This is a genomic window from Pseudomonas sp. IT-P74 (genome assembly GCF_949768175.1).
GTDB lineage: Bacteria > Pseudomonadota > Gammaproteobacteria > Pseudomonadales > Pseudomonadaceae > Aquipseudomonas.
This window is the reverse complement of sequence record NZ_CATKQD010000093.1, coordinates 146,643-171,476: the sequence shown is the minus strand read 5'-3', so window position 1 is coordinate 171,476 and position 24,834 is coordinate 146,643. Positions and strand designations below refer to the sequence as shown.

25 protein-coding genes are annotated in these 24,834 nt (G+C 60.5%); 14 read left to right on the top strand and 11 right to left on the bottom strand.

Translation table 11 applies throughout. The features are described 5' to 3' along the window. Position 1: 1 nt before the first annotated feature. Both gatA and gatC read right to left on the bottom strand, forming a co-directional pair. A complete protein-coding gene (gatA, locus tag ACM6J5_RS28540; protein WP_095944252.1) occupies positions 2 to 1,453 on the bottom strand; it encodes an Asp-tRNA(Asn)/Glu-tRNA(Gln) amidotransferase subunit GatA in 1,452 nt (483 codons plus the stop codon). Between the two features lie 17 nt (positions 1,454 to 1,470). Beyond that, on the bottom strand, positions 1,471 to 1,758 hold the full coding sequence (gatC, locus tag ACM6J5_RS28535; protein WP_007901429.1) for an Asp-tRNA(Asn)/Glu-tRNA(Gln) amidotransferase subunit GatC: 288 nt from the start codon (positions 1,756 to 1,758) through the stop codon (positions 1,471 to 1,473). A gap of 211 nt (positions 1,759 to 1,969) precedes the next feature. On the opposite strand from gatC, the gene mreB reads away from it, so the two are divergent. From mreB to tldD, 8 genes are all read left to right on the top strand, one after another. After that, positions 1,970 to 3,007 (top strand): rod shape-determining protein MreB, encoded by a 1,038-nt coding sequence (gene mreB, locus ACM6J5_RS28530; protein ID WP_002555108.1) that lies wholly within the window; start codon positions 1,970 to 1,972, stop codon positions 3,005 to 3,007. 143 nt (positions 3,008 to 3,150) lie between these two features. After that, the gene (gene mreC, locus ACM6J5_RS28525) at positions 3,151 to 4,287 is read left to right on the top strand and encodes a rod shape-determining protein MreC (RefSeq protein WP_150672192.1); all 1,137 of its coding nucleotides are present in this window, start codon (positions 3,151 to 3,153) and stop codon (positions 4,285 to 4,287) included. After that, positions 4,287 to 4,778, top strand: a complete 492-nt coding sequence (mreD, locus tag ACM6J5_RS28520) for a rod shape-determining protein MreD (RefSeq protein ID WP_007970244.1) — start codon at positions 4,287 to 4,289, stop codon at positions 4,776 to 4,778. Before mreC ends, mreD begins: the two co-directional genes overlap by 1 nt. Positions 4,779 to 4,810: 32 nt before the next feature. Continuing rightward, positions 4,811 to 5,419: a Maf family protein gene (locus ACM6J5_RS28515; RefSeq protein WP_095944254.1), complete on the top strand. Its 609-nt coding sequence runs from the start codon at positions 4,811 to 4,813 to the stop codon at positions 5,417 to 5,419. A 45-nt stretch (positions 5,420 to 5,464) separates the two neighbouring features. Next, complete coding sequence (gene rng, locus ACM6J5_RS28510) at positions 5,465 to 6,922, top strand: ribonuclease G (protein WP_008018726.1); 1,458 nt, start codon at positions 5,465 to 5,467, stop codon at positions 6,920 to 6,922. Positions 6,923 to 6,997: 75 nt separating this feature from the next. Beyond that, positions 6,998 to 10,801, top strand: a complete 3,804-nt coding sequence (locus ACM6J5_RS28505) for a YhdP family protein (RefSeq protein ID WP_414929771.1) — start codon at positions 6,998 to 7,000, stop codon at positions 10,799 to 10,801. A 69-nt stretch (positions 10,802 to 10,870) separates the two neighbouring features. Continuing rightward, positions 10,871 to 11,725 carry a carbon-nitrogen hydrolase family protein gene (locus tag ACM6J5_RS28500; RefSeq protein ID WP_095944256.1) on the top strand — a complete coding sequence of 285 codons (855 nt, stop codon included), beginning with the start codon at positions 10,871 to 10,873 and terminating at the stop codon, positions 11,723 to 11,725. A 12-nt stretch (positions 11,726 to 11,737) separates the two neighbouring features. Beyond that, a complete protein-coding gene (tldD, locus tag ACM6J5_RS28495) occupies positions 11,738 to 13,180 on the top strand; it encodes a metalloprotease TldD (RefSeq protein WP_095944257.1) in 1,443 nt (480 codons plus the stop codon). Between the two features lie 48 nt (positions 13,181 to 13,228). Here the strand turns inward: tldD and yjgA are convergent, their stop codons facing one another. After that, positions 13,229 to 13,753 (bottom strand): ribosome biogenesis factor YjgA, encoded by a 525-nt coding sequence (gene yjgA / locus ACM6J5_RS28490; protein WP_056728351.1) that lies wholly within the window; start codon positions 13,751 to 13,753, stop codon positions 13,229 to 13,231. Positions 13,754 to 13,861: 108 nt separating this feature from the next. Between yjgA and pmbA the strand changes: the two genes are divergently transcribed. The 6 genes from pmbA to ACM6J5_RS28460 all read left to right on the top strand — a co-directional run bounded on the left by pmbA (position 13,862) and on the right by ACM6J5_RS28460 (position 19,218). Further along, positions 13,862 to 15,208 (top strand): metalloprotease PmbA, encoded by a 1,347-nt coding sequence (gene pmbA / locus ACM6J5_RS28485; RefSeq protein ID WP_414929770.1) that lies wholly within the window; start codon positions 13,862 to 13,864, stop codon positions 15,206 to 15,208. 250 nt (positions 15,209 to 15,458) lie between these two features. Then, positions 15,459 to 15,866, top strand: coding sequence for a FagA protein (locus tag ACM6J5_RS28480; RefSeq protein WP_414929769.1), 408 nt, complete (start codon positions 15,459 to 15,461; stop codon positions 15,864 to 15,866). After that, positions 15,847 to 17,223, top strand: a complete 1,377-nt coding sequence (locus tag ACM6J5_RS28475) for a class II fumarate hydratase (protein WP_095944261.1) — start codon at positions 15,847 to 15,849, stop codon at positions 17,221 to 17,223. Before ACM6J5_RS28480 ends, ACM6J5_RS28475 begins: the two co-directional genes overlap by 20 nt. Positions 17,224 to 17,250: 27 nt before the next feature. After that, entirely contained in the window at positions 17,251 to 17,679 is a 429-nt protein-coding gene (locus tag ACM6J5_RS28470) for a hypothetical protein (RefSeq protein ID WP_414929768.1), read from the top strand. Between the two features lie 2 nt (positions 17,680 to 17,681). Beyond that, positions 17,682 to 18,293, top strand: a complete 612-nt coding sequence (locus ACM6J5_RS28465; RefSeq protein ID WP_414929767.1) for a superoxide dismutase — start codon at positions 17,682 to 17,684, stop codon at positions 18,291 to 18,293. A 31-nt stretch (positions 18,294 to 18,324) separates the two neighbouring features. Continuing rightward, positions 18,325 to 19,218: a ZIP family metal transporter gene (locus ACM6J5_RS28460; RefSeq protein ID WP_414929766.1), complete on the top strand. Its 894-nt coding sequence runs from the start codon at positions 18,325 to 18,327 to the stop codon at positions 19,216 to 19,218. A gap of 28 nt (positions 19,219 to 19,246) precedes the next feature. On the opposite strand, the gene ACM6J5_RS28455 is transcribed toward ACM6J5_RS28460, so the two are convergent. The 8 genes from ACM6J5_RS28455 to lptC all read right to left on the bottom strand — a co-directional run bounded on the left by ACM6J5_RS28455 (position 19,247) and on the right by lptC (position 24,827). Further along, positions 19,247 to 19,519 carry an HPr family phosphocarrier protein gene (locus tag ACM6J5_RS28455; RefSeq protein ID WP_095944265.1) on the bottom strand — a complete coding sequence of 91 codons (273 nt, stop codon included), beginning with the start codon at positions 19,517 to 19,519 and terminating at the stop codon, positions 19,247 to 19,249. A 15-nt stretch (positions 19,520 to 19,534) separates the two neighbouring features. Further along, the gene (gene rapZ, locus ACM6J5_RS28450; RefSeq protein ID WP_095944266.1) at positions 19,535 to 20,392 is read right to left on the bottom strand and encodes an RNase adapter RapZ; all 858 of its coding nucleotides are present in this window, start codon (positions 20,390 to 20,392) and stop codon (positions 19,535 to 19,537) included. 2 nt (positions 20,393 to 20,394) lie between these two features. After that, entirely contained in the window at positions 20,395 to 20,859 is a 465-nt protein-coding gene (gene ptsN / locus ACM6J5_RS28445; protein WP_008046148.1) for a PTS IIA-like nitrogen regulatory protein PtsN, read from the bottom strand. 12 nt (positions 20,860 to 20,871) lie between these two features. Further along, positions 20,872 to 21,180 (bottom strand): ribosome hibernation-promoting factor, HPF/YfiA family, encoded by a 309-nt coding sequence (gene hpf / locus ACM6J5_RS28440; protein ID WP_007941242.1) that lies wholly within the window; start codon positions 21,178 to 21,180, stop codon positions 20,872 to 20,874. A 74-nt stretch (positions 21,181 to 21,254) separates the two neighbouring features. Beyond that, positions 21,255 to 22,748 (bottom strand): RNA polymerase factor sigma-54, encoded by a 1,494-nt coding sequence (locus ACM6J5_RS28435; protein ID WP_095944267.1) that lies wholly within the window; start codon positions 22,746 to 22,748, stop codon positions 21,255 to 21,257. Positions 22,749 to 22,994: 246 nt separating this feature from the next. Continuing rightward, positions 22,995 to 23,720: an LPS export ABC transporter ATP-binding protein gene (gene lptB / locus ACM6J5_RS28430; RefSeq protein ID WP_008054366.1), complete on the bottom strand. Its 726-nt coding sequence runs from the start codon at positions 23,718 to 23,720 to the stop codon at positions 22,995 to 22,997. Beyond that, on the bottom strand, positions 23,720 to 24,268 hold the full coding sequence (gene lptA, locus ACM6J5_RS28425; protein ID WP_095944268.1) for a lipopolysaccharide transport periplasmic protein LptA: 549 nt from the start codon (positions 24,266 to 24,268) through the stop codon (positions 23,720 to 23,722). The genes lptB and lptA overlap by 1 nt, the downstream gene beginning before the upstream one ends. Continuing rightward, positions 24,255 to 24,827 carry an LPS export ABC transporter periplasmic protein LptC gene (gene lptC, locus ACM6J5_RS28420; RefSeq protein ID WP_095944269.1) on the bottom strand — a complete coding sequence of 191 codons (573 nt, stop codon included), beginning with the start codon at positions 24,825 to 24,827 and terminating at the stop codon, positions 24,255 to 24,257. The genes lptA and lptC overlap by 14 nt, the downstream gene beginning before the upstream one ends. Between the last annotated feature and the right edge of the window lie 7 nt (positions 24,828 to 24,834).

Here is a 24,834-nt window from a genome sequence, read left to right as displayed (position 1 = left end):
CTCAGAAGCCGGTTGGGGTGCGGGTGTGCCAGTCAGTGTTCAACTGGTACTGGTGCGCAACGTTGAGCAAGCGGCCTTCCTGGAAATACGGGGCGAGCAGTTGCACGCCGACCGGCAGACCCTCGACAAAACCGGCCGGCATGGACAAGCCCGGCAGACCCGCGAGGTTGGCGGTGATGGTGTAGACGTCTTCCAGGTACGCAGCGACCGGGTCGCTGTTCTTGGCGCCAAGCTTCCAGGCCGGGTTCGGCGTGGTTGGGCCGAGGATGATGTCGACCTCATTGAAGGCCGCCATGAAGTCGTTCTTGATCAAGCGACGAATCTTCTGCGCCTTCAGGTAATAGGCGTCGTAGTAACCGGCCGACAGCGCATAGGCACCGACCATGATCCGGCGCTGCACTTCCGGTCCGAAACCTTCGCCACGGGAACGCTTGTACAGGTCTTCCAGGTTTTTCGGGTCTTCGCAGCGATAGCCGAAACGCACGCCGTCGAAACGCGACAGGTTGGACGAGGCTTCCGCCGGGGCGATCACGTAGTACGCCGGGATCGCGTGCTGCATGTTCGGCAGGCTGATTTCCTTGACCACGGCGCCGAGCTTTTTCAGCTCTTCAACGCTGGCCATGACCAGGTCGGCGATGCGCGGGTCGAGACCGGCGCTGAAATACTCTTTCGGCACGCCGATGCGCAGGCCTTGCAGCGAACCGCTGAGGCTGGCGCTGTAGTCCGGCACGGGTTCATCGATGCTGGTGGAGTCATTCGGATCGAAGCCGGCCATACCTTGCAACAAAATCGCGCAGTCTTCGGCGGTGCGTGCCAATGGACCGCCCTGATCGAGGCTGGACGCGTAGGCAATCATGCCCCAGCGCGAAACGCGACCGTAGGTCGGTTTCAGGCCGGTGAGGTTGGTCAGGGCCGCAGGCTGACGAATGGAGCCGCCAGTGTCGGTGCCGGTGGCCGCTGGCAGCAGACGAGCGGCAACCGCCGCTGCCGAACCGCCAGACGAACCGCCGGGCACGTAGTCCAGGTTCCAAGGGTTTTTCACCGCGCCGTAGTAGCTCGACTCGTTGGCCGAACCCATGGCGAATTCGTCCATGTTGGTCTTGCCCAGGGTCACGGCCCCGGCAGCGGCCAGCTTGGCGACGACGGTGGCGTCGTACGGCGCTTTAAAGTTGTCGAGCATCTTCGAGCCGCAGCTGGTCCGAATGCCCTGGGTGCAGAACAGGTCCTTGTGGGCGATCGGCGCGCCGAGCAGGGCGCCGCTCTCACCATTGGCCCGGCGGGCGTCAGCGGCTTTCGCCTGCGTCAGCGCCAGGTCTTCGGTGAGGCTGATGAAACTGTTGAGCTGCGGATCGAGCTGGGCGATGCGCGCCAGCAGGACCTTGGTCAGCTCTTCGGAGGAAAACTTTTTATCGGCGAGTCCGCGGGCGATCTCGGCCAGAGTCAATTGATGCATTGCAGGCTCTTTCCCTATTAGTCGATGACTTTCGGAACCAGGTACAGGCCGTTTTCGACCGCTGGTGCGATGGACTGGTAGGCCTCGCGGTGATTGGTCTCGGTCACGACGTCTGCGCGCAGGCGCTGGCTGGCTTCCAGTGGGTGGGCCAGCGGTTCGATACCGTCGGTATTGACCGCCTGCATTTCGTCGACCAGCCCGAGAATGCTGTTGAGGGCCGAAGTGATGTGTGGAAGATCGGCATCATTGAGGCCAAGGCAGGCCAGATGAGCGATTTTTTCCACGTCGGAGCGTTCAAGCGCCATTGGGATTCTCCAGTGGAAAACAAAACGGACGGCGTCCGTGTGTTAGATTGTCGGAACACTACCGCACTTCTACGGTCATAAGGCCGCGATTGTGGGGCTTGGTGCACAGAAAAGCGGCCAATTTAACATATTGGCGCCTTGCCCAAAATCCCTGTCGTTGTTAGAGTTTGCCGCACTTTTTTACCCACGCGTTGCCTAGGGTCCCTTTCCCATGTTCAAGAAACTGCGTGGCATGTTTTCCAGCGATCTTTCCATTGACCTGGGCACTGCCAACACCCTTATTTACGTGCGCGAGCGCGGTATCGTCCTGAATGAGCCATCGGTTGTGGCCATTCGGACACACGGTAACCAGAAAAGTGTCGTTGCTGTCGGCACCGAAGCCAAGCGCATGCTGGGCCGTACGCCGGGCAACATTGCTGCCATTCGTCCGATGAAGGACGGCGTGATCGCCGACTTCAGCGTTTGCGAAAAAATGCTGCAGTACTTCATCAACAAGGTTCACGAAAACAGCTTCCTGCAGCCTAGCCCTCGCGTGTTGATCTGCGTTCCATGCAAATCCACCCAGGTTGAGCGTCGTGCAATCCGTGAATCGGCCCTCGGTGCCGGTGCCCGTGAAGTGTTCCTGATCGAAGAGCCAATGGCCGCTGCGATCGGTGCCGGCCTGCCGGTAGAAGAAGCCCGCGGTTCGATGGTCGTGGATATCGGTGGCGGTACCACTGAAATCGCGCTGATCTCCCTCAATGGTGTGGTTTACGCCGAGTCCGTACGTGTGGGCGGCGACCGTTTCGACGAAGCGATCATCACCTACGTGCGCCGCAACTACGGCAGCCTGATCGGTGAATCCACCGCCGAGCGCATCAAGCAGGAAATCGGTACCGCCTACCCGGGCGGCGAAGTTCGCGAAGTCGACGTTCGCGGTCGCAACCTGGCCGAAGGCGTTCCACGGGCATTCACCCTGAACTCCAACGAAGTGCTGGAAGCTCTGCAAGAGTCCCTGGCAACCATCGTTCAGGCCGTGAAAAGCGCCCTGGAGCAATCGCCGCCGGAACTGGCTTCCGACATCGCCGAGCGTGGCCTGGTACTGACCGGTGGTGGCGCCTTGCTGCGTGACCTGGACAAATTGCTGGCCCAGGAGACCGGTCTGCCGGTGATCGTTGCCGAAGACCCGCTGACCTGCGTTGCTCGCGGCGGTGGCCGTGCATTGGAAATGATGGATAAACACACCATGGACCTGCTTTCCAGCGAATAAGTCGCCGGATTGCCTCTATGCTGTTGAGCGCGCAGGCGGCACTTTGCAGTGCTGCCTGTTCGCGTTTATCTTCTGTCAGTCTGCATCCAGGCCGGATTGCCGCCGTATGAATAAACAGAACATTTGCCTGGGAGGAGCGGCTTATTAAACCGCTTTTCACCAAGGGCCCTTCACTGGGCGTGCGCCTGTTGGTGCTGGTCGTGCTATCGGTCGCACTGATGGTGGTCGATGCCCGTTTCAGTCTGCTCAAGCCTGCACGCAGCCAGATGTCGCTGGTGCTGATGGACGCCTACTGGATCACCGACCTGCCCGGACGACTGTGGGAAGGCGTTGCCAGTCAGTTTGGCAGCCGGACCGAACTCGTCGCCGAAAACGAAAAACTCAAGACCGAGAACCTGCTGTTGCAGGGGCGCATGCAGAAGCTGGCCGCCCTGACCGAGCAGAACGTTCGGCTGCGCGAGTTGCTCAACTCTTCGGCACTGGTCAATGAGAAGGTCGAAGTGGCCGAGTTGATCGGCATGGACCCCAACCCCTTCACCCATCGCATCATCATCAATAAAGGTGAGCGCGACGGCGTGGTCCTCGGTCAGCCGGTACTCGATGCCCGTGGCCTGATGGGCCAGGTGGTCGAGTTGATGCCCTACACCTCCCGCGTCTTGCTGCTGACCGATACCACCCATAGCATTCCGGTGCAGGTGAACCGTAACGGTTTGCGGGCGATCGCCAGCGGCACCGGCAACCCGGAGCGTCTCGAGTTGCGGCATGTGGCCGATACCGCCGACATCAAGGAAGGCGACTTGCTGGTCAGCTCCGGCCTCGGTCAGCGTTTCCCGGCCGGTTATCCGGTGGCGACGGTCAAGGAAGTGATTCACGATTCCGGCCAGCCGTTTGCCATTGTCCGCGCCGTTCCAACCGCCGCCTTGAACCGTAGCCGTTACCTGCTGCTGGTGTTCAGCGACAACCGGACCGCCGAAGAGCGCGTCAACGCTGCCGCCCAGGCCCAGGAAAACCTGGATGCACAGGGCGGTGGGCCGACCATTCCGGCGACGGTTCCGAAGCTGGTCAGCCCCGCGGCCCCCGCTGCACCGGCTGCGGCACCGGCGATTCCTGCCACGGCGGCGCCTGCGGCCACCGCACCCGCCAAGCCTGCCACCACGCCAGCCAAGCCTGCGGCCTCGCATCCTGCGGCGGCTAAACCGCCGACAGCGCAACCCGCTGCCGCGAAGCCTGCCGCCAAACCGCCAGTCTCCGCGCCGGCCACTCCAGTGGGGAGAGAATAATGGGCGGTGTAAAAGCATCCCGAAACGGCTGGATAGTCTGGCTGACGTTTGCCGTCGGCCTGCTGCTGAGTGTTTCGCCTTTGCCGCAATTCATGGAGATCCTGCGCCCGCTGTGGTTGGCCTTGTTGCTGGCATTCTGGGCGTTGAACCTGCCGCAGACCGTCGGGATGGTGACGGCGTTTTGCCTGGGGCTGGCTGAAGACGTGCTCTACGGCACGCTCCTGGGGCAGAACGCCTTGATCCTGACGCTCATCACCTATCTGGTGCTGGCGCTGCAGCAACGCCTGCGGATGTTCCCGATGTGGCAGCAGAGCCTGGTGATCCTGGTGATCTTCGGCCTCGCCCAGCTTGTACAACTGTGGCTCAGCGCCTTGACCGGCAATCGTCAGCCGACGCTCGCGCTGGTGCTGCCGGCACTGGTCAGTGCGCTGCTCTGGCCCTGGATCAGTTTCGGTTTGCGCGGACTGCGTCGACGCTACAAAATCAATTAATTCGCTCAGGCATTGGACAGGGAGAGGTCTTGATGAAACGGTTGTACCTCGCCTCTGGTTCGCCGCGTCGACGTGAGCTGCTCACGCAGATCGGCGTACCGTTCCGCGCCATCAGTGCGGATATCGATGAAACTCCTTTAGCTCAAGAATCCCCGTCGGCCTACGTCGAGCGCTTGGCGCGCGGCAAGGCCGAAGCCGGGCGCGGCAGCGTCGTGTCCGACGAACCGTTCTGCGTGCTCGGCGCCGATACCGCCGTGGTGCTCGATGGAAAAATTCTCGGCAAACCGGTTGATCAAGCGGATGCGTGCGCCATGCTGATGATGCTGTCAGGGTGTGAGCATGAAGTCCTGACCGCGATTGCCGTGCTCGATGGCGAACGTTGCGAATCCCGGGTTGTCACCAGTCGCGTGCGTTTTCGGGATATCAGTCGTGAAGAAGCCGTGGCTTACTGGGCCAGTGGCGAACCACAGGACAAGGCGGGCGGTTATGGCATTCAAGGACTGGGTGCGGTGTTTGTCGCCGGGCTCGATGGAAGTTATTCAGCGGTGGTCGGACTGCCGCTTTGCGAAACCGCGGAACTGCTCGGCCATTTCGGCATACCCTGTTGGCAACCCCGGAACGCACACCAAGCAACGTTCTGAACAGATGCGGCCATTATCGTGAACATGCCTGAACGAGACCCTGCCATGAGTGAAGAGATTCTGATCAACATCACGCCGATGGAATCGCGCGTGGCGGTGGTCGAAAACGGTGTCCTGCAAGAGGTCCACGTCGAGCGTACGCAAAAGCGCGGGATCGTCGGCAACATCTATAAAGGCAAAGTCGTGCGGGTATTGCCGGGAATGCAGGCGGCATTCGTCGATATCGGCCTGGACCGTGCCGCGTTCATTCATGCGTCGGAAATTTCCCTGCGCGAAGGCCCGGCGGTCGAGAGTATCAGTGCGCTGGTGCACGAGGGCCAGAGCCTGGTGGTGCAAGTGACCAAGGACCCGATCGGTTCCAAAGGCGCACGCTTGACCACCCAGCTTTCGATCCCTTCGCGTTACCTGGTGTACATGCCGCGCACCGCCCACGTCGGCATTTCCCTGAAGATCGAAGACGAAGCCGAGCGCGAACGCCTCAAGCAAGTGGTCACCGACTGCGTGGCCAAGGAAGGGATCAAGGAGGCCGGCGGTTTCATCCTGCGCACGGCAGCCGAAGGTGCCGGCGCCGATGAAATCCTCATGGACATCCGTTACCTGCGCCGTCTCTGGGATCAGATCAACGCCCAGATCAAAACCATCAGTGCGCCCAGCGTGATCTACGAAGACCTCGGTCTGGCGCTGCGCACCCTGCGTGACCTGGTGAGCCCGAAAATCGAGAAGATCCGCATCGATTCTCGGGAAACCTTCCAGAAAACCACGCAATTCGTCGCCGAGCTGATGCCCGAGATTGCCGACCGCCTGGAACATTACCCGGGCGAACGGCCGATTTTCGACCTGTATGGCGTCGAAGACGAAATCCAGAAGGCACTTGAGCGCAAGGTCCCGCTCAAGTCCGGCGGTTATCTGGTGGTCGATCCGGCGGAAGCCATGAGCACCATCGACGTCAACACCGGGGCGTTCGTCGGCCATCGCAATCTCGAAGAGACCATCTTCAAGACCAACCTCGAAGCCGCGACGGCCATCGCCCGTCAATTGCGCCTGCGTAACCTGGGCGGAATCATCATCATCGACTTCATCGACATGGAAGATGAAGAACACCAGCGCCAGGTGTTGCGTACGCTCGAAAAGCAACTGGAGCGCGATCACGCCAAGACCAACATCATCGGTATCACCGAGTTGGGCCTGGTGCAGATGACCCGCAAGCGCACCCGCGAAAGCCTTGAACAAGTGCTGTGCGAGCCGTGCAATGCCTGTCAGGGACGGGGCAAGCTCAAGACCCCGGAAACCGTTTGCTACGAAATCTTCCGTGAAATCCTGCGCGAGGCTCGCGCCTATCAGGCGGAAGGCTATCGTGTATTGGCAAACCAGAAAGTGGTGGACCGCCTGCTTGACGAAGAGTCGGGCAACGTTGCCGAACTGGAAGGGTTTATCGGGCGAACCATCCGCTTTCAGGTCGAAACCATGTATTCCCAGGAACAATACGACGTGGTGCTGCTCTGAAGCGTTTCGTATTGATTGTTCGAGAAGGGCTGGCCTCAGCTTTTTGCAAAACTTTTGCCATGGGAGCCACCTGACATGGATCGTCTGACACGCATTTTGGCCGCACTGACCCGCTGGGGTCTGGGCCTGTGCGCGTTGGTTTTGGTGTTGATGGCGCTCTACGTCAGCCTTGGCCGGGAGCTGACGCCGTTAGTCGCCGAGTACCGTGCCGACATCGAAACCAAAGCCAGCGATGCCTTGGGCATGCCGTTGCAGATCGGCGAGCTCGAAGGCAACTGGAGTGGATTCGCCCCTATATTGATGGCCCGCGACGTGACTGTCGGCGAGGGCGCCAATGCCTTGCGCCTGGATCAGGTGCGCGCAGTGCCGGACCTTTGGGCCAGCCTGCTGGCACGTCAGGTACGCATCGCTCATCTGGAATTCAGTGGCCTGAAGATCAACCTCAAGCAGGCTGAGGACGGTCAATGGGCACTGGAAGGTTTGCCGGTGCAGCAAGACCAGCCGACCGATCCGGAACAACTGCTCAATCGCATGCAGATGATCCAGCAACTGTCGGTGCTCGACAGTCAGGTGACCTTGCAGCCGTTTGGCCAGTCGCCGCTGACCCTGACTTATGTCGGCCTGAATCTGAAAATCGGGGCGTCGCGGCAGCGGCTCGACGCACGGCTGACCCTGCCTGACGGGCAACCGGTGGCCATGAGTCTGCGTACCCGTATTCGAGCCAGCGAATGGAAGGACGCTGAAGCGGAGGTCTACCTGAGCCTGCCGCAAAGCGACTGGTCGAAGTGGTTGCCTGAAAGTCTGACCCAGCAGTGGAATTTTTCCGAAATCAAGGCCGGCGGCGAGCTGTGGGTGAACTGGGGCAAAGGCACCTTGCAAAGCGCTGCGGTGCGCTTGAACGCGCCACAACTCAAGGGAGCCTACGCCGAGCGTCAGCCGATCCAGATCAATAACCTGGCGCTCAACGGATACTTCCAGCGCGGCGCCAAAGGCGCGTCAGTGACTCTGGACTCCCTGGCGATGAACCTCGGCGAGACCCGCTGGGAAACGCATTTGCAGCTCACGCAAAGCGCCGCCACTGATAAAACCGAAGAGCTCTGGCACCTGCAAGCCGACCGGGTTGATCTCACTCCGCTGACCCCACTGCTAAACGCCCTGGCGCCGTTGCCAGAAGGTTTTGCCACGGTTGTCGAGCGGCTCAAGGTCACGGGTGGCCTGCGTAACGTGCTGGTCGACTTCCGCCCCAATGCCATCGACGACAGCAAGTTCGGGTTTGCCGCCAACCTCGACCAGGTAGGCTTCGACGCCTATCACGGCGCGCCGGCGGCGCGCAATGTCAGCGGCAGCATCAGCGGTGACCTGGGGCAAGGTGAGTTGCGCATGGACAGCAAGGATTTCATGCTGCACCTGGACCCGATTTTCGCCAAGCCATGGCAGTATATTCAGGCCAATGCGCGGCTGACCTGGAAACTCGACAAAGAAGGTTTCACTCTGATCGCGCCGTATCTGAAAGTGCTGGGCGAGGAAGGCAAGATTGCCGGCGACTTCCTGATTCGCCTGCACTTCGATAGCACTCAGGAAGACTACATGGACCTGCGGGTCGGCATGGTGGACGGTGACGGTCGCTACACCGCCAAGTACCTGCCGGCAGTCCTCAGCCCGGCGCTGGATGAATGGCTGCGCACGGCGATTCTCAAGGGCGCGGTGGATCAAGGCTTCTTCCAGTATCAAGGGTCGCTCAGCCATGGTGCCGCGGACGTCGATCGCAGCATCAGCCTGTTCTTCAAGGTCCACGATGCCGAACTGGCCTTTCAGCCGGGCTGGCCCCATGTCAGCAAGGTCAGCGGTGATGTGTTTGTCGAGGACAGCGGCGTGCGGATTCTGGCCAGCAAGGGCCAGTTGCTCGACACCCAGGTCAACGATATCTACGTCAACATTCCCCATGTGCCGGCCGGGCAGAACGTTCATTTGTTCCTCGATGGCGGATTTGCCGGCGGTTTGGGCGATGGCCTGAAAATCCTCCAGGAAGCACCGATCGGCACCGGGGCAACCTTTGCCGGCTGGGAAGGCGAGGGTGACCTGCAAGGCAAGTTGAAGCTGGATATTCCCCTGGCAAAAGGCGAGGAACCGAAGATCCTCGTCGACTTCAAGACCGCCAAGGCACGCTTGAAACTGGCCGAACCTGTGCTGGAACTGACCCAACTAAAAGGTGATTTCCGTTTCGACAGCGACAAAGGCCTGAGCGGGCACAACATCAGCGCCCGGGCGTTCGACAAACCGGTCACCGCACAGATTTTTGCCGATGGCAGCCCGGGCAGGCTCAATACCCGGGTGGCTGCGTCAGGGCAGGTCGAGGTCAAGAAACTGACCGACTGGCTGAAGGTGACCCAGCCTCTGCCGGTGAGCGGCGTGATCCCGTATCAACTGCAACTGACCTTGGACGGCGCCGACAGCCAGTTGATGGTCAATTCCAGCCTCAGGGGCGTGGCTGTCGATTTGCCAGCACCGTTCGGCATGACTTCCGAGGCCGGGCGCGACACGACGTTCCGCATGACTTTGCAGGGCGACGAGCGGCGTTATTGGGCCAACTACGGGGACCTGGCGAGTTTCACGTTCGCGGCCCCGGCCAGCAATTTCGCCGATGGTCGCGGGGACTTGTTTCTCGGTGGCGGCGAGGCTGTGTTGCCGGGCACCAAAGGCCTGCGGATACGGGGCGTGCTGTCGGAGCTGGACGTTGGCCCGTGGAAGGACCTGGTGGACAGATACGCCGGACAGGACCCAGGCGGCAGCGCCAGGCAACTGCTCAGCGGCGCGGATTTCCAGGTCGGCAAGCTCAGCGGTATCGGCACCACCCTCGATCAGGCCTCGATCCAGCTGGCGCGCAAGCCTTCCGCCTGGGCGCTGCAACTGGACAGCCAGCAGATCAAGGGCAGCGCCAATCTTCCCGATTTGAAGGCCACGCCAATCACGATCAATCTGCAAACCGTGCGCCTGCCCGCACCGGACCCGACCGTGCTGGCCGATGAAAACTCGCCGGATCCGCTGGTGTCGGTGGACCCGACGAAAATCCCCGCGATGGATATCACCATCAATCAGCTATTCCAGGGCCAGGATCTGGTGGGGGGCTGGTCGCTGAAGATTCGGCCAACGCCCAAGGGCATCGTGTTCAACTCCCTGGACCTGGGCCTCAAGGGCATGCTGTTGGTCGGTAGTGGTGGCTGGGAAGGCATGCCCGGCGCCAGCAACAGCTGGTACAAGGGACGCATCAGCGGCAAGAACCTGGCCGATGTGCTCAAGGGCTGGGGGTTTGCGCCGAGCGTCACCAGCCAGGACTTCTATATGGACGTTGATGGCAACTGGCCCGGCTCGCCGGCCTGGGTGGCGACCAAGCGTTTCTCCGGCACGCTCGATGCGACGCTCAATCAGGGCCAGTTCGTCGAAGTTGAGGGCAGTGCCCAGGCGCTGCGGGTATTTGGCTTGCTCAACTTCAACTCCATCGGCCGGCGCCTGCGCCTGGACTTCTCCGACCTGTTCGGCAAAGGCCTGAGTTATGACCGGGTCAAGGGACTGCTGGTCGGGACCAATGGTGTGTATGTCACCCGTAAGCCGATCCAGCTGACGGGGCCGTCGAGCACCATTGAACTCGACGGCACCCTGAACATGGTGGCCGATCAGATCGATGCGAAACTGATGGTGACCTTGCCGGTGACCAACAACTTGCCGATTGCCGCACTGATCGTCGGCGCACCCGCGGTCGGCGGGGCGCTGTTCCTGATCGACAAGCTGATCGGTGACCGGGTCGCCCGTTTCGCCAGTGTGAAGTACAGCGTCAAAGGGCCGTGGAAAGAACCGAAGATTACCTTCGACAAGGCTTTTTGAGATCCTTTTGAAAAGGCGCTCGGCAAGCCTATGGAGTAGCATGGCCGCATACGACTCCAGGAGTGCGCCATGTCTGTAGCGGTGATTCAAATGGTCAGCCAGAGCGATGTGCCGGCCAATCTGGTCCGGGCCCGTCGGCTGCTCGAGCAAGCGGCCGCCGGTGGCGCGAAACTGGCGGTATTGCCGGAAAACTTCGCCGCCATGGGCCGGCGCGACATTGCCGACATCGGGCGCGCTGAAGCATTGGGCGAAGGCCCGATCCTGCCGTGGTTGAAACAGACCGCACGCGACCTCAAGTTATGGATTGTGGCCGGCACGTTGCCGTTGCCGCCGGTGGATCAGCCGACGGCGAAAGTGCATGCCTGTTCATTGCTGGTCGATGACCAGGGCGAAACGGTGGCGCGCTACGACAAGCTGCACCTGTTCGACGTCGACGTGGCGGACAATCGTGGCCGTTATCGTGAATCCGATGACTATGCTTATGGCAACGGGGTGGTCGTGGCGGACACGCCTGTCGGCCGGGTTGGCCTGACGGTTTGCTATGACCTGCGCTTTCCGGAGCTGTACAGCGAATTGCGTGCCGCCGGCGCGGAGCTGATTACCGCCCCTTCGGCCTTCACGGCGGTGACCGGCGCGGCGCATTGGGATGTGCTGATTCGTGCACGGGCCATAGAGACGCAATGTTACGTGCTCGCGGCTGCCCAGGGTGGGACGCATCCGGGGCCGCGGGAAACCTTTGGCCATGCGGCCATCGTCGACCCGTGGGGGCGTGTGCTGGCACAACAGGATCAAGGCGAGGCCGTGCTGCTGGCCGAACGCGACAGCAGCGAACAGGCGTCCATCCGGGCGCGGATGCCGGTGTCCAGTCACCGGCGCTTTTTCTCGCAGGGCGCCCAGCGACCTGCATCAGAACGACGAATTTAAGGCGTAAAGCATATGAGCGAGTTGTTGTCCTCAGTCAGTGAACACCTGCTGGCGCCCGGTGGCGTCACGATCGAGAGCCTGCAAGGCGTACTCGGCGACCTGGCCGGGCCGGGCATCGATGCGGCCGACCTGTATTTCCAGGGGCAGATCTCCGAGTCCTGGGCGCTGGAAGACGGCATCGTCAAGGAAGGCAGTTTCAACCTTGACCAAGGTGTGGGCGTGCGCGCGCAATCGGGTGAAAAGACCGGCTTTGCCTACAGCAATGCCATCACCCTGGAAGCCCTGGGCGCGGCGGCGCGGGCCGCCCGTTCCATCTCCCGCGCTGGCCAGAATGGCACCGTACAGGCATTCACCAGTCAGGATGTCGCGCAGCTGTATGCGCCGGACAATCCCCTGGAAGTGCTGACCCGTGCCGAGAAAGTCGATTTGCTCAAGCGCATCGATGCCGCGACCCGCGCCCTCGACCCACGCATCCAGCAAGTCACCGTGAGCATGGCCGGTGTCTGGGAGCGGATTCTGGTGGCTTCCACCGACGGCGGCCTGGCGGCGGATGTGCGGCCGCTGGTGCGTTTCAACGTCAGCGTGATCGTCGAGCAGAACGGTCGCCGCGAGCGCGGCGGCCATGGTGGTGGCGGTCGCACCGATTACCGTTATTTCCTCGGCGAAGACCGCGCCATGGGCTATGCCCGTGAAGCGTTGCGCCAGGCGCTGGTCAATCTCGAAGCCATTCCGGCACCGGCCGGTACCTTGCCGGTGGTGCTCGGTTCCGGCTGGTCGGGCGTGTTGTTGCACGAAGCGGTCGGTCATGGTCTGGAAGGCGATTTCAACCGCAAGGGCAGTTCGGCTTATAGCGGGCGCATGGGCGAGATGGTTGCGTCGAAGCTGTGCACCATTGTCGATGACGGCACCCTGGCCGGTCGTCGTGGCTCATTGAGCGTCGATGACGAAGGCACGCCGACCGAGTGCACCACGCTGATCGAAAACGGCGTACTCAAGGGCTACATGCAGGACAAGCTCAACGCCCGCCTGATGGGCGTGGCGCGCACCGGTAACGGTCGTCGCGAATCCTACGCGCACCTGCCGATGCCGCGCATGACCAACACCTACATGCTCGCCGGCGAAAGCGACCCGGCGGAAATCATCGCCTCGGTGAAGCGCGGCATCTACTGCGCCAACCTCGGCGGCGGTCAGGTGGACATTACCAGTGGCAAGTTCGTGTTCTCCACCAGCGAGGCGTACTTGATCGAGGACGGCAAGATCACCGCTCCGGTCAAGGGTGCGACCCTGATCGGCAACGGGCCGGAAGCCATGAGCAGGGTGTCGATGGTCGGTAATGACCTGTCGCTGGACAGCGGCGTGGGCACGTGTGGCAAGGATGGGCAGTCGGTGCCGGTGGGTGTCGGCCAGCCAACGCTGAAGATTGATGCGATCACCGTGGGTGGCACGGGTTCGTAAGCAGTGAGGCTGCGGGTGAGCTGCGAGGCAGCTCACCCGATTCGAGAATTAACGCAGACCGCGTTGAGTCTCGTCCAGCTCACGGATGTACTTGAAGATTTTACGGCTGGAAGCAGGAGGCTTGTTTTGCGCAACCTCATGCTGGGCCTGACGGATCAGGGAACGCAATTGCTGGCGGTCCGCGTCCGGGTAGTCGACGACGAATTTTTCCAGAACGGCATCGTCGCCGGCGATCAGACGATCGCGCCAGCGTTCCAGGTTATGGAAGCGTTCGTTGTATTGACGGGTGGAGGCATCGAGTTGATCGAGCAGAACCAGAATGGCGGCAGTGTCCTGATCGCGCATCAGTTTGCCGATGAACTGAAGGTGCCGTTTACGCGCGATGTTCGCGGTGTGCTTGGGCGCATCGGCCAGAGCCCGACGCATTCCGTCGGTCAAGGGCAGTTTTGCCAGCAAGTCAGGCTTGAGTGTTGTAAGGCGCTCGCCAAGGTCAACCAGAGCATGCAGCTCGCGTTTGACCTGGGATTTGCTTTTTTCTCCCGTATCGAGGGAGTCGTCGTAAGAATCAACCATGGTGGCCGTCCGCAAAGAAACGCCGCCATGATAACCAGTCGGGGGCCGCTTGTCCGGCCCGGTCGCTCGATGACCGTTACCGAAAGCAGAATTTGAGTGGAGAACAGCATGAGTGCAGTTGAAAGCGTCGGCCCACAAGCGTTGCCGGCACTGCAGGAGCAAGTCGAGCAGATCATCGCTGAAGCCAAGCGCCAGGGCGCCAGTGCCTGTGAAGTGGCAGTGTCCCTGGAGCAGGGCTTGTCGACCACGGTGCGTCAGCGTGAAGTCGAAACCGTTGAATTCAACCGTGATCAGGGTTTCGGCATCACCTTGTACGTGGGGCAGCGCAAAGGCTCCGCCAGCACCTCGGCCAGCGGTCCGGAAGCGATCCGCGAGACAGTCGCCGCAGCACTGGCCATCGCCAAGCACACCTCTGAAGACGAAGCCTCGGGCCTGGCGGATGCCGCACTGATGGCGCGGGAAATCCAGGATTTCGACCTGTTCCACCAATGGGACATCACTCCGGAACAAGCCATCGAACAGGCCCTGGCCTGCGAAGCCGCGGCGTTTGCCGCCGACAGCCGGATCAAGAACGCCGACGGCACCACCCTCAGTACCCATCAAGGCTGCCGTGTTTATGGCAATAGCCACGGGTTTATCGGCGGTTACGCATCGACTCGCCACAGCCTGAGCTGCGTGATGATCGCCGAGGCCGATGGTCAGATGCAGCGCGATTATTGGTACGACGTGAACCGCCAGGGCAATCTGCTCGCCGACCCGGTGAGCATCGGCCAGCGCGCCGCGCAACGGGCGGCGAGCCGTCTGGGCGCGCGTCCGGTGCCGACTTGCGAGGTGCCGGTGCTGTTTTCCGCAGAGTTGGCTGGCGGCCTGTTCGGCAGTTTCCTGTCGGCGATTTCCGGCGGCAGCCTGTATCGCAAGTCGTCCTTCCTTGAGGGCACTCTCGGGCAGAAACTGTTTCCGGAGTGGCTGACCATCGACGAGCGTCCGCATCTGATGCGTGCCATGGGCAGCGCCGCGTTCGACGGTGATGGTCTGGCAACCTACGCCAAACCGTTCGTCGAAAAGGGCGAGTTGGTGTCGTACATCCTCGGCACCTATTCCGGCCGCAAGCTCGGCATGCCGAGCACGGCAAACGCCGGCGGCGTGCACAACCTGTTCGTCACCCATGGCGACGAAGATCAGGCCGCCTTGCTGCGGCGCATGGGGCGTGGCTTGCTGGTGACTGAATTGATGGGGCAGGGCCTCAATATGGTGACCGGCGATTACTCCCGTGGTGCGGCGGGTTACTGGGTCGAGAACGGCGAAATCCAGTTCGCGGTGCAGGAAGTGACCATCGCCGGGAACATGCGCGACATGTTCAAACAGATCGTTGCCGTGGGTAACGATCTTGAGTTGCGCAGCAACATTCGCACCGGTTCGGTGCTGATCGAGCGGATGACGGTGGCGGGCAGCTAAGCCTCGGCCGCTTCACCAAAAGGCGCGCCACCCATTGGGTGGCGCGTCTTTTTTATTGGCTACAACACAGTTCCCCTGTAGGAGCGAGCCTGCTCGCGATAGCGGTGCGTCAGACGAAATCAATGTTGAAAGTGATGACGCCATCGCGAGCAAGCTCGCTCCCACAATGACCCTGTTGTATTTTTTCGGTATTGTGTTGTTTCTCATTATCATTTAATAATAAATCTCATTATCGAATGAGCCCCGGATCATGAGTTCTGCCTTGCACGAGCAGCCTTACCTCGAAAGCTGGCGCTGGATGAGTCGCCAGATCCGTTGCGCGATGAACCCCGATGAGCCTCGCCTGATCGATCACTACCTGGCCGAAGGCCGGTATCTGGCGTGTTGCACGGCCACCTCACCCTGGACCGTCGCCGAAACTTCTTTCCGTTTGTTGCTCGATACCGCTTCCGATGTCGCGCTGCCGTGGCACTGGCGCACCTACTGTCTTGACCAGGCCTGGCGCCCGCTGCGCGAACTGGAACGCCTTTCGTTGTGCAAATGCCGCCTCAAGCGTTGGCAAAGCTACACCTGGCAACTTGCTACCTGCGAGTTGCAGCCCTCGATTCCTCTTACTGAACTGGTGCAAGGATTTTCTGATGAACAAGACACGTATTGAGCGCGACAGCATGGGCGAGCTTCAGGTCCCGGAAGACGCCCTCTACGGCGCACAGACCCAGCGTGCAGTGGATAACTTCCCGATCAGCGGCAAACCGATGCCGGTTCAGTTCATCCGCGCGTTGATCCTGGCCAAGGCAGCGGCCGCCCGCGCCAACGTCGAGCTCAAGCAGGTCAGCGAAGCCCAGGGCAAAGCCATCGTCGATGCGGCCCAAGGCTTGCTCGAAGGCGATTTCATGCAGCACTTCCCGGTGGATGTCTTCCAGACCGGTTCCGGCACCAGTTCGAACATGAACGCCAATGAAGTGATCGCCACGCTGGCCAGCCGCTTGCTTGGCGAGGCGGTGAACCCCAACGATCACGTCAACTGCGGGCAGAGCAGCAACGACATCATCCCGACCACCATTCATGTCAGCGCAGCATTGGCGCTCCATGAACAACTGCTGCCGGCGTTGACGCATCTGGTGCAGGTCATCGAGCGCAAGGCCGGGCAGGTTCATCGCCACGTCAAGACCGGGCGCACACACCTGATGGACGCCATGCCGGTGCGCATGAGCCAAGTGCTCAATGGTTGGGCGCAGCAGCTCAGGGCCAACATCAGCCATCTGCAGGACTTGCTGCCAAGCCTGCAATCCCTGGCCCAGGGCGGTACGGCGGTGGGCACGGGTGTCAACGCCCACCCCGAGTTCGCGGCGCGTTTCAGCCGGCAGCTAAGCAAATTGACCCATGTTGAGTTCCAGCCAGGCAAGGACCTGTTCGCACTGATCGGCTCCCAGGACACTGCCGTTGCCGTTTCCGGGCAGCTAAAAGCCACCGCCGTATCGCTGATGAAAATCGCCAACGACCTGCGCTGGATGAACTCCGGACCGTTGGCCGGCCTTGGCGAGATCGAGCTGGAAGCCTTGCAGCCGGGGTCTTCGATCATGCCGGGCAAGGTCAACCCGGTCATTCCCGAGGCCACCGCGATGGTCGCGGCTCAGGTCATCGGCAACGACAGCGTGATCACCATCGCCGGTCAGTCGGGCAATTTCGAACTGAACGTGATGCTGCCGATCATCGCCCAGAACTTGTTGAGCAGTATCGAGTTGCTGGCCAATTCCAGCCGTCTGCTGGCAGACAAGGCCATCGCCAGCTTCAAGGTCAACGAAGGCCGGATCAAGGAAGCGCTGTCACGCAACCCGATTCTGGTGACCGCGCTCAACCCGGTCATCGGTTACCAGAAGGCTGCCGAGATTGCCAAGAAGGCCTATCAGCAAGGCCGGCCGGTGATTGACGTCGCGCTGGAACACACCGATCTGTCGCGCAGCCAGCTGGAAGAGTTGCTCAACCCGGAAAAACTCACCGCGGGCGGCGTGTAAGCCCCGTTACCGCTTTGGAGGCGCACCATGGAGCACTGGAAACGCACGATCGAAAGAGCTAACCGTTTTTTCATGCTGGGTGAACTGGTCGATGCCCGCGAAGCGTATCTGCAGGCGTTGGCCCTGGCCCAGGTGCTGTTCGAGCGCTGGGCGGATGCCGACGAAGCGGTGGCGGCCTGCGTGATTTCCCATCACAACCTGGCGGACCTGCACTTGTGTCTGAACCAGCCGGAGGAGAGCGCCGAATACTTGTGTGCCATCCATCAACGGCTGTTGCAGACCATGCAGGACCCGCGTCTGCCGCAGGCATTGCGGGAAGCCGCGTTGCGCCAGAGCAGCAAGACCTACGTCGAACTGCTGAATTTCATCAGTGAACATGGCGAATATCCGCGTACCCATCGACTGCTGCACATCGATGTCGCTTTGTCTGCGCCTCATCATCATGGAGTCCATTGAACATGGCTTTTACCCTGCCTGCCTTGCCGTACGCCTACGACGCCCTGGAACCGCATATCGATGCGCAGACCATGGAGATTCACTACACCAAGCATCACCAGACTTACATCAACAACCTCAACGCGGCCGTCGAGGGCACCGAGTATGCCGATTGGTCCGTGGAGAAGCTGGTGTCTGCCGTTCAGCAGTTGCCGGAAAAACTTCGCGCAGCGGTGATCAATCAGGGCGGCGGCCACGCCAACCATTCGCTGTTCTGGGACGTCATGACGCCCGGCGGTGGTGGCGAGCCCGAAGGTGCGCTGGCCAAGGCCATCGATGAACAACTGGGCGGCCTCGACAGATTCAAGGAAGCCTTTATCAAGGCTGCATTGACCCGCTTCGGCAGTGGCTGGGCCTGGCTGAGCGTGACCCCGCAACAGACCCTGGTGGTGGAAAGCAGCGGTAACCAGGACAGTCCGCTAATGAACGGCAATACCCCGATTCTGGGCCTCGACGTCTGGGAGCACGCCTATTACCTGCGTTATCAGAACCGTCGTCCGGAATACATCAGCGCGTTCTACAACGTGATCAATTGGCCGCAAGTCGCAGCGCGCTATCAGGCCGCACTGGTTTAAGTCTTCTAAAAAACAAATCCAAGGCTGGGCTATGGGCACTGAAACACTGGCGATCGGAAGTGGACGGATGTTTCGTTACGCGTTTGGATCGCTGTTACTGCTGGCAGGTATGAGCCTATTGGTTGCCCACGGGCTGGCATGGCTTGATCTTGAGCCGAAGCTGCTACGTGCACTGCAAGGCGGTGCGATCTGCGCCTTGGGTACCGCGCTGGGCGCGGTGCCGGTGTTGGTGATTAGCCGGATGCCGCAGGTGCTCAGCGACACACTGCTTGGCTTTGGTGCTGGCGTGATGCTCGCGGCGACGGTATTTTCGCTGATCGTTCCGGGCATCTCTGCCGCCGAAGGGCTTGGCCTGTCACCCTGGGCGTCCAGTGGGCTGATCAGCTTCGGCATTATGCTCGGTGCGTTCGGGTTGTTCCTGGTGGATCGGAAGGTCTCCGGGGCCAGCCCGGACATACTGGTCGGCACACTGGAGCGACCGGTCATTGCTCCGCGCATCTGGTTGTTCGTGTTTGCGATCATTGCCCACAACATTCCCGAAGGCATGGCGGTCGGTGTTTCGGCCGGTGGCGCAATGCCTGACGCCGATAGCCTGGCCATGGGCATTGCCTTGCAGGATGTGCCGGAAGGGTTGGTCATCGCTTTGGTACTGGCCGGGGCAGGGATCTCCAGGATCAAGGCGTTCCTGATCGGTGCCGCATCAGGGTTGGTCGAGCCGGTGTTTGCACTGCTATGCGCCTGGCTGGTAAGCCTGGCCGAGCTGCTGTTGCCCTTGGGATTGGCGCTGGCGGCGGGGGCGATGTTGCTGGTGGTGACCCATGAAATCATTCCCGAGTCGCGCCGCAATGGTCATGACAAGCTTGCCAGCCTCGGGCTGCTGATGGGGTTCTGTTTGATGATGGTGATGGATACAGCCCTCGCTTGATTTGTGGCGAGGGGCTTTTGTGGTTGTATTACTCGCCTTCGTCGAAGTAGTTGTTGATCAGCGCCACCAGCGCTTCCAGCGCTTCCTGTTCCTGCTCGCCTTCTGTGCTCAAGTGGATCGTGGTGCCTTTGCCAGCGGCCAGCATCATCATCGCCATGATGCTTTTGCCATCGACCATGGACTCTGGTGTACGACCGGCCCGGATCTGGCACGGGAACTGACCTGCCACCCCAACGAATTTTGCAGAAGCGCGAGCGTGCAGGCCCAATTTATTGATGATTTCGATTTCCAGAGCAGGCATCGCGATGTGAATCCTTTAGCTGAGGTCGCGGTGGCGGACCTGGACGTTCTTCAGGGATTGTTGCAGCGTCTGCCCCAGACGCTCGGTCAGGTAGACGGAACGGTGATGTCCGCCAGTGCAGCCAATGGCAATGGTGACGTAGGCGCGGTTGCTGGCGGCAAAACGAGGCAGCCACTTTAGCAGGTATGTGGAAATGTCCTGGAACATCTCTTCGACATCCGGTTGTGCCGCCAGGTATTCGGCAACCGGTTGATCGAGCCCGGACTGCTCGCGCAACTCCGGTTTCCAGTAAGGGTTGGGCAGGCAGCGCACATCGAATACCAGGTCGGCGTCCACCGGCATGCCGCGCTTGAAGCCGAAGGACTCCACCAGGAACGCAGTCCCAGGTTCCGGCTGATTCAACAGGCGCAGTTTGATGGCATCGCGCAGTTGATACAGGTTCAGGCTGGTGGTGTTGATCTTGAGATCGGCAAGGTCGGCAATCGGCCCGAGCAGGACGCTCTCGACGTTGATGGCTTCGGCCAGCGAGCGGTTGGCGTTGCTCAGGGGGTGACGTCGGCGGGTTTCGGAGAAACGCTTGAGCAGGGTTTCTTCGTCGGCGTCCAGGTACAGCACATCGCACTTGATGTGGCGGGCACGGACTTCCTCGAGCAGGTCGGGGAAACGTGACAGGTGGCTGGGCAGGTTGCGCGCGTCAATGGAAACGGCGACCAGCGGCTGCAACATCTCGGTATGAACCAGGGCGCGTTCGGCCAGCTCCGGCAGCAGACCGGCGGGCAGGTTGTCGATGCAGTAGTAGCCGTTGTCCTCAAGAACGTTGAGGGCGGTACTTTTACCTGAGCCGGAACGGCCACTGACGATGATCAAGCGCATGATTACTGACCGTTTTGCTCGTCCAGGACAACCTGATACAGGGCTTCGTTGCTTGCAGCACTTCGCAGCTTTTCGCGCACTTCCTTGCGGTCGAGCATGCTGGCGATCTGGCGCAGCAGCTCAAGGTGCGCATCGGTGGCGGCTTCCGGGACCAGCAGCACGAACAGCAGGTCAACCGGCGCGCCATCGATGGCGTCGAAATCGATAGGGGCGTCCAGGTGCATCAATGCACTGATGGGCGAAACACAGCCCTTGAGACGGCAATGTGGAATGGCGATGCCATTGCCAAACCCGGTGGAGCCGAGTTTTTCACGGGCGATCAGTGCCTCGAAGACATCTTGCATCTCCAGGGCCGGCACTTCGCGGGCGATCAGATTGGCAATTTGTTCGAGGGCTTTCTTTTTACTGCCTCCCGGCACGTTCACCAGGGAACGGCCGGGGGTCAGGATACTTTCAAGTCGGATCATGGGTAGGGAGTGTTAACGACCGGTTGCGCCCTGGAGGAGGCTCTGGGTCTTTTCCTTATGCTTTTTGAGTTGTTTATCCAGCTTGTCGGTGAGTGCGTCGATCGCGGCGTACATATCGGTATGTTCCGCGTTGGCGACCACTTCATTCCCGGGAATATGCAGCGTGGCTTCGATTTTCTGCTTCAGTTTTTCGACGGTCATCGTGACCTGCACATTAGTGATCTTGTCGAAATGTCGCTCCAATCGTTCGAGTTTTTCGCCGATGTAGGTGCGAAGAGGTTCGGTCACTTCCAGTTGGTGTCCACTGATGTTGACTTGCATACAGCTTCTCCTTCGTTGCCAGTGCATAAAGCGGTAGATCAGATGATCTACCACTGGAACGCTGTGGCGTGGCTCTACATCAACCGCTTGCGTTCGCTCGAAGGCGCGATCCCGAGGGATTCGCGGTACTTGGCGACGGTGCGGCGAGCCACCTGAATGCCTTGTGCCTCCAGTAAACCAGCGATCTTGCTGTCACTCAACGGCTTTTTCTGATTTTCCGCTGCAACCAGTTTTTTGATGATCGCCCGGATCGCCGTGGACGAGCATTCGCCGCCTTCGGAGGTGCTTACGTGACTGGAGAAAAAGTACTTCAGTTCATAAATGCCCCGGGGGGTGTGCATGAACTTCTGGGTGGTCACCCGTGAAATCGTCGATTCATGCATGCCGACCGCTTCGGCGATGTCATGCAGGACCAGCGGCTTCATGGCTTCGTCGCCATATTCGAGGAACCCGCGCTGATGCTCGACGATCTGGGTGGCAACCTTCATCAGGGTTTCATTGCGGCTTTGCAGGCTCTTGATGAACCAGCGGGCCTCCTGCAACTGATTGCGCATGAAGGTGTTGTCGGCACTGGTGTCGGCGCGGCGCACGAAACCGGCGTATTGGGCATTGACCCGCAGCCGTGGCACCGACTCCTGATTGAGCTCCACCAGCCAGCGCTCGTTGTCCTTGCGCACGATGACGTCAGGAACGACATACTCGGCTTCGGTGGACTCGATCTGCGAGCCCGGGCGCGGGTTGAGGCTCTGGACCAGTTCGATGACCTGGCGCAGTTCGTCTTCCTTGAGCTTCATGCGACGCATCAACTGGCTGTAGTCGCGGCTGCCAAGCAGGTCGATGTAATCGGTGACCAGGCGCTTGGCCTCGGCCAGCCAAGGGGTCTTGGCAGGCAGCTGGCGCAATTGCAGCAGCAGGCATTCGCCCAGGTTGCGGGCGCCGATGCCGGCAGGCTCGAATTGCTGGATGCGGTGCAGGACGGCTTCGATTTCGTCCAGTTCGATGTCCAGTTCCGGGTCGAAGGCTTCGAGGATCTCCTCGAGGGTTTCGTCCAGGTAACCTTGATTGTTGATGCAGTCGATCAGGGTCACGGCGATCAGGCGATCGGTGTCGGACATCGGGGCCAGGTTCAGTTGCCACAGCAAGTGGCTCTGCAGGCTTTCGCCGGCCGATGTGCGGGTGGTGAAGTCCCACTCGTCATCGTCGTTGCTGGGCAGGCTGCTGGCGCTGGTCTGGTAAACGTCTTCCCAGGCAGTATCGACGGGAAGTTCGTTGGGAATGCGTTCGTTCCAGTCGCCTTCCTCAAGGTTATCAACCGTAGGGGCGCTTTCCTGGTAGGAAGGTTCCTGAATATCCGTGTTGGGCTTTTGTTCGGCGTTGTCGGCCAAGGGGTCGGAGTTGTCGAAGTCGTCGCCTTCTTCCTGGCGTTCGAGCATCGGATTGGACTCCAGGGCCTCCTGGATTTCCTGTTGCAGGTCCAGGGTCGACAATTGGAGCAGGCGGATGGCCTGTTGCAGCTGCGGTGTCATCGTCAGCTGCTGGCCCATTCTCAAGACTAGCGATGGTTTCATGGCAGGGGCTTAACACCTTATTCGCCGGCGCACATGCGCCATCCACTACAGGGCGCCGGGGCGCCAAACTTAAGCAAATTATATGCCTGAAACTGAAGGATTTGCCTAGAGCGCTGTAACAATAAAAAACTATAAAGTTGTGTTGCTGCGCTGCCCTTGTCGGGGGCTGACCACGCTTGTCGGCACGAGGCGCTGGTGAGTGGGCCGGTCAGGTGCCCGGGCGACTGCCTGGGCACAGCTCAGCGCTTACAGGCGGAACTCATGGCCCAGATACACTTCCTTGACCAGATCGTTGGCCAGGATGGTCTCTGCGTCGCCTTCGGCGATCAGTTGGCCGTCATTGACGATATAGGCGGTTTCACAGATATCCAGGGTTTCACGAACGTTGTGGTCCGTGATCAGCACGCCAATGCCTTTGGCCTTGAGGTGGTGAATGATCTGCTTGATGTCGCCGACCGAAATCGGGTCCACGCCGGCGAAGGGTTCGTCGAGGAGGATGAATTTCGGGTTGGTGGCCAGGGCGCGGGCGATTTCCACGCGACGGCGCTCACCACCGGACAGGCTCATGCCCAGGTTGTCGCGGATGTGGCTGATGTGGAACTCCTGCAGCAGGCTTTCCAGCTCCTTGCGACGGCCGGCCTTGTCGAGTTCCTTGCGGGTCTCGAGGATGGCCATGATGTTGTCGGCCACCGACAGCTTGCGGAAAATCGATGCTTCCTGCGGCAGGTAGCCGATACCGGCTTTTGCACGGCCGTGCATCGGCTGGTGGCTGACGTCCAGGTCGTCGATCAGGACGCGTCCCTGGTCAGCCTGTACCAGGCCGACGATCATGTAGAAGCAGGTGGTCTTGCCGGCGCCGTTCGGGCCAAGCAGGCCGACGATCTGGCCGCTGTCGATGGACAGGCTGACGTCACGCACGACCTGGCGGCTCTTGTAGCTCTTGGCCAGATGCTGAGCTTTCAGAGTTGCCATTACTGGGCCTTTTTCTCGTCGGTTTTCTTCTTCGGCTGGATCACCATGTCGATGCGCGGGCGCGACTCTGTGATCTTGCTGCCCGTGGCGCGACCGGCGCTGGCGAGCTTCTTGTCGGTGTCGTAGACAATTTTTTCGCCTTGGGTGACGTTGTTGTCCTTGTCGACAACTTTGGCCTTGTCGATCAGCACGACGCGATTTTGCGAGGCGTGATACTGGATCGTCACGCCCCAGCCCTGAACAGGCTTGGTATCACCAGCCGTTTGCAATTGCTCGAAGTACGCCAGGTTGCCCACCGAGGTCACTACGTCAATGTCGCCAGTCGAGGTGCGGGTAATGGTAACGGTGTTGCCTGTCACCTTCATCGAGCCTTGGGTGATGATCACGTCACCCTTATAGGTCGCAATGCCTTGCTTGTCGTCCAGTTGGGCGTCGTCGGCCTGAATGCGGATAGGCTGCTGTTGATCTTCCGGCAGAGCCCAGGCGCTCACGCTTCCCAGTGCTGCGCCCAGACTGAGCAAAATCGGGAGGGTTTTAACGAGCCTCATACTGTCCTCTTACGTTCGATAGCAGGTGTATCCTGCTTTCTTTCAAATACGCTTTCATTCCCTTGCCAGTCGATACACCGCCAGCGCCGTCGATTCTAACGTCTTGCTCGGTCTGCGCATATTGCTGCTGCGGGAACACGGTCATGCGGGTGCTGGTGATCAGGGTTCTACGGTTTTTCTCGTCGAAGCGCGTGATGCGCACGTCATCGATCAGTTCGACCTGTGTGCCGTCAGGGTTGACCTCGCCGCGCAGGCTCTGGACGTGCCACGGGAATTCAGTGCCGCGGAACACATTCAGGTCGGGGTTGGTCAGCAATGTCACTTCGGTCGCTTTGAGGTGCTCGACCTTGTCGGACACCAGATCATATTGCAGCTTGCCGTCGGGCAGGTACTGCACGCTGTGGGCGTTGATGGCGTAATAGTCGATCGCGCTTTCATCGACCGGCGTTACCGGCTTGTCGAGGAAGCGTTCCGGGCTGATGTTCCAGTAGCCAACCGCGGCGAATATCGCCGCGATGCAACTGTACATCAGGGTGTTGCGAAACTTTTTGCTCAGCATAGTGGGC

What these genes read in the sequence shown, in the direction of transcription:
- gatA (WP_095944252.1), bottom strand. Translation starts at nt 1,453, where the DNA reads ATGCATCAATTGACTCTGGCCGAGATCGCCCGCGGACTCGCCGATAAA.
- gatC (WP_007901429.1), bottom strand. Translation starts at nt 1,758, where the DNA reads ATGGCGCTTGAACGCTCCGACGTGGAAAAAATCGCTCATCTGGCCTGC.
- mreB (WP_002555108.1), top strand. Translation starts at nt 1,970, where the DNA reads ATGTTCAAGAAACTGCGTGGCATGTTTTCCAGCGATCTTTCCATTGAC.
- mreD (WP_007970244.1), top strand. Translation starts at nt 4,287, where the DNA reads ATGGGCGGTGTAAAAGCATCCCGAAACGGCTGGATAGTCTGGCTGACG.
- ACM6J5_RS28515 (WP_095944254.1), top strand. Translation starts at nt 4,811, where the DNA reads ATGAAACGGTTGTACCTCGCCTCTGGTTCGCCGCGTCGACGTGAGCTG.
- rng (WP_008018726.1), top strand. Translation starts at nt 5,465, where the DNA reads ATGAGTGAAGAGATTCTGATCAACATCACGCCGATGGAATCGCGCGTG.
- ACM6J5_RS28505 (WP_414929771.1), top strand. Translation starts at nt 6,998, where the DNA reads ATGGATCGTCTGACACGCATTTTGGCCGCACTGACCCGCTGGGGTCTG.
- ACM6J5_RS28500 (WP_095944256.1), top strand. Translation starts at nt 10,871, where the DNA reads ATGTCTGTAGCGGTGATTCAAATGGTCAGCCAGAGCGATGTGCCGGCC.
- tldD (WP_095944257.1), top strand. Translation starts at nt 11,738, where the DNA reads ATGAGCGAGTTGTTGTCCTCAGTCAGTGAACACCTGCTGGCGCCCGGT.
- yjgA (WP_056728351.1), bottom strand. Translation starts at nt 13,753, where the DNA reads ATGGTTGATTCTTACGACGACTCCCTCGATACGGGAGAAAAAAGCAAA.
- pmbA (WP_414929770.1), top strand. Translation starts at nt 13,862, where the DNA reads ATGAGTGCAGTTGAAAGCGTCGGCCCACAAGCGTTGCCGGCACTGCAG.
- ACM6J5_RS28480 (WP_414929769.1), top strand. Translation starts at nt 15,459, where the DNA reads ATGAGTTCTGCCTTGCACGAGCAGCCTTACCTCGAAAGCTGGCGCTGG.
- ACM6J5_RS28475 (WP_095944261.1), top strand. Translation starts at nt 15,847, where the DNA reads ATGAACAAGACACGTATTGAGCGCGACAGCATGGGCGAGCTTCAGGTC.
- ACM6J5_RS28470 (WP_414929768.1), top strand. Translation starts at nt 17,251, where the DNA reads ATGGAGCACTGGAAACGCACGATCGAAAGAGCTAACCGTTTTTTCATG.
- ACM6J5_RS28465 (WP_414929767.1), top strand. Translation starts at nt 17,682, where the DNA reads ATGGCTTTTACCCTGCCTGCCTTGCCGTACGCCTACGACGCCCTGGAA.
- ACM6J5_RS28460 (WP_414929766.1), top strand. Translation starts at nt 18,325, where the DNA reads ATGGGCACTGAAACACTGGCGATCGGAAGTGGACGGATGTTTCGTTAC.
- ACM6J5_RS28455 (WP_095944265.1), bottom strand. Translation starts at nt 19,519, where the DNA reads ATGCCTGCTCTGGAAATCGAAATCATCAATAAATTGGGCCTGCACGCT.
- rapZ (WP_095944266.1), bottom strand. Translation starts at nt 20,392, where the DNA reads ATGCGCTTGATCATCGTCAGTGGCCGTTCCGGCTCAGGTAAAAGTACC.
- ptsN (WP_008046148.1), bottom strand. Translation starts at nt 20,859, where the DNA reads ATGATCCGACTTGAAAGTATCCTGACCCCCGGCCGTTCCCTGGTGAAC.
- hpf (WP_007941242.1), bottom strand. Translation starts at nt 21,180, where the DNA reads ATGCAAGTCAACATCAGTGGACACCAACTGGAAGTGACCGAACCTCTT.
- ACM6J5_RS28435 (WP_095944267.1), bottom strand. Translation starts at nt 22,748, where the DNA reads ATGAAACCATCGCTAGTCTTGAGAATGGGCCAGCAGCTGACGATGACA.
- lptB (WP_008054366.1), bottom strand. Translation starts at nt 23,720, where the DNA reads ATGGCAACTCTGAAAGCTCAGCATCTGGCCAAGAGCTACAAGAGCCGC.
- lptA (WP_095944268.1), bottom strand. Translation starts at nt 24,268, where the DNA reads ATGAGGCTCGTTAAAACCCTCCCGATTTTGCTCAGTCTGGGCGCAGCA.
- lptC (WP_095944269.1), bottom strand. Translation starts at nt 24,827, where the DNA reads ATGCTGAGCAAAAAGTTTCGCAACACCCTGATGTACAGTTGCATCGCG.